Below are 2,236 nucleotides of genomic sequence, written 5' to 3'. Positions count from 1 at the left end.
GGTGTTATATAATTTTGAAGTAGAGATGATACGGATTGACATGGGAATACCAGGCTCAATGAAGAGAGAAGAAGCCTTGAGACGAAAAAAGTATTCAGCGAGAGTGCTGTGAGGATAGTTGCCGAAATGGTAAAAGCAGGGACGGAATAACGTCAGGACTGGATTCCCCGCACCTGCCGGAGGCAAACCATGGAACGACCAACCAGGGAAACACTGACCGTCGAGTTCAAGAGCGACCGCCGGCCTCTGCCGTTGGATGAGCTCTATAAGGCGCTGGTCGCCATGGCGAACACCGACGGCGGCGTCCTTTACCTTGGCGTCGAGGACAACGGGCATGTCTCGGGCGTCAGCGAACAGCACAAAAATCTGATTGAGATGGCCGCAAAGGTCCAGACCCACACCGTTCCTTCGCTTGTCCTTACCCTTCGCCTGGAAACCTGGGATCAGCGCGATGTGTTGGCCCTGGAGGTGAAGCAGTCCCGTCAATTGACGATGACGTCCGACGGGCAGTATCTGCGTCGGCGGCTGAAGCCGGACGGCTCGCCGGAGAACATCCCCATGCAGCCGCACGAGATTATGCAGCGGCTTTCCTCCATCCGGGCCATTGACCCTTCCGCACAGGTAATTGAGACAATCGCCGCCCGCGAGGCGCTGAACCCGCTGGAACGGGAGCGGCTTCGCGGCATGGTGCGAACATACCGCGGCGAAGCGCCCCTTCTGGAATTGTCCGATGAGGAACTGGATAAGGCGCTTGATCTGGTCCGGGAGCTGGACGGGGTCTGCTATCCGACGGTCGCCGGCCTTCTGTTGATGGGACATGAAAGGTATATCCGCGAGTTCGTCCCCGGAAACGAGGTTCTATTTCAGGTGTTGGACGGCGTCAACGTACTGGTCAATCCCCCGGCGATGAGGGAGTCGCTGCTGCAGATCTTCGAGAAGGTCAGCCTGCTCTTTCAGTCGAGGGTTGTGGAACAGGAAATTCAGGTGGGGCTGTTTCGTGTCCCCGTGCCGAATTATGAGCGGGAGGCGTTTCGCGAGGGCTTTGTCAACGCCTTGGTTCACCGGGATTATTTTGTCTCCGGCGCGGTGCAGGTTCAGCTGCAAAATCGGGCGATGGTCATCTCAAGTCCGGGGGGGTTTCCGGAGGGGGTCAGCGCAGACAACATTCTGTCCGTGGCGCCGACTCCGAGGAACAGGACTCTGGCGGAGGCCGTGAAGCGGATTGGTCTTGCGGAGCGAACGGGCCGCGGAGTGGACAAGATTTACAGCGCCATGCTTCGCAGTGGACACGAAATCCCCGATTATTCCGACAGCAGCGCGGCCAGCGTAATCCTGCGGCTGAACAGCGCCTTACTTGACGAGGAATTCGTACGGATGCTCGTAACGGAGGAGAGACGCATGGACAAAATGATGCCGGTCGACGCTCTGATCGTGCTGGCCACGCTGAGGCACGAGCGCAGGGCGACGCTTGACGAGCTGTCTCGCCGAATACAGAAGAGGGAGTCGGACGCGCGCAACACCGTAGAGTGGCTTGTGGAGCTTGGAGTGGTTGAGGGTGTCGGCAACGGCAGGGCAAGACGGTACATGCTCAGTTCAAAGATGTATGCGCTATCCGGCAACGAGGCGGGACATACGCGGCAGCACGGGATGACGACCCTTCAGGAGAAGGACATCATACTCCGCCATCTGGAAAGTTTCTCAAGGATATCCCGCGCCGATGTGGTCGAGTTGTGCCGGTGCGACAGCAACCATGCCTATTATCTTTTGAAGCTGCTGCTTCAAGATGAAAAAATCAAAAAGATCGGGAGAGGGAAATCTGCATACTACGCACAGCGATGATGTGTCTGTAAAAGTCAGCGCAAAAGTCAGCGCAAAAGTCAGCGCAAAAGTCAGCGTAAAACGCGTGACGCCTTGCAGCGTCTGGGAAATATTGGCGTTTGAGTCAGCGCAAAAGTCAGCGATGCCTCTAGAAAAGGGACAAGGTTCTGTGATAAGCTCTCTCCAGCAGCGAAGAAACACACCTAACGGGGCCTCGCGGCCCCGTTTTTTATTGGTGTACAGACCTTGTGGAGCCAATGCTTAGCCTAACCCATAATCAGTTGAGCGGTGAACCATATTCAGGTCATGTCGGCACAAAAATAAGAAGTCGATAATAAAAGCGAAAAGCAGGAAGTCCAAGAAAATAGTATCCAAACTTATCGTAGCGCGTAGCAATGCGACGAAACCTTTTGATCCT

1 protein-coding gene is annotated in these 2,236 nt (G+C 55.7%); it reads left to right on the top strand.

Annotation, left to right across the window (positions count from 1 at the left end; genetic code table 11):
• Positions 1-189: 189 nt before the first annotated feature.
• On the top strand, positions 190-1,839 hold the full coding sequence (locus Q0176_RS07545) for an RNA-binding domain-containing protein (protein ID WP_299300996.1): 1,650 nt from the start codon (positions 190-192) through the stop codon (positions 1,837-1,839).
• Positions 1,840-2,236 lie beyond the last annotated feature (397 nt).

It is taken from the genome of uncultured Fretibacterium sp. (genome assembly GCF_938040765.1).
Lineage (GTDB): Bacteria > Synergistota > Synergistia > Synergistales > Aminobacteriaceae > CAJPSE01.
Note: the sequence above shows the minus strand (reverse complement) of the source record. Positions and strands in the feature narration are given on the sequence as shown.

Bases quoted from the DNA above. Each gene is read 5' to 3' on its own strand.
- Q0176_RS07545 (WP_299300996.1), top strand. From the start codon at position 190: ATGGAACGACCAACCAGGGAAACACTGACCGTCGAGTTCAAGAGCGAC.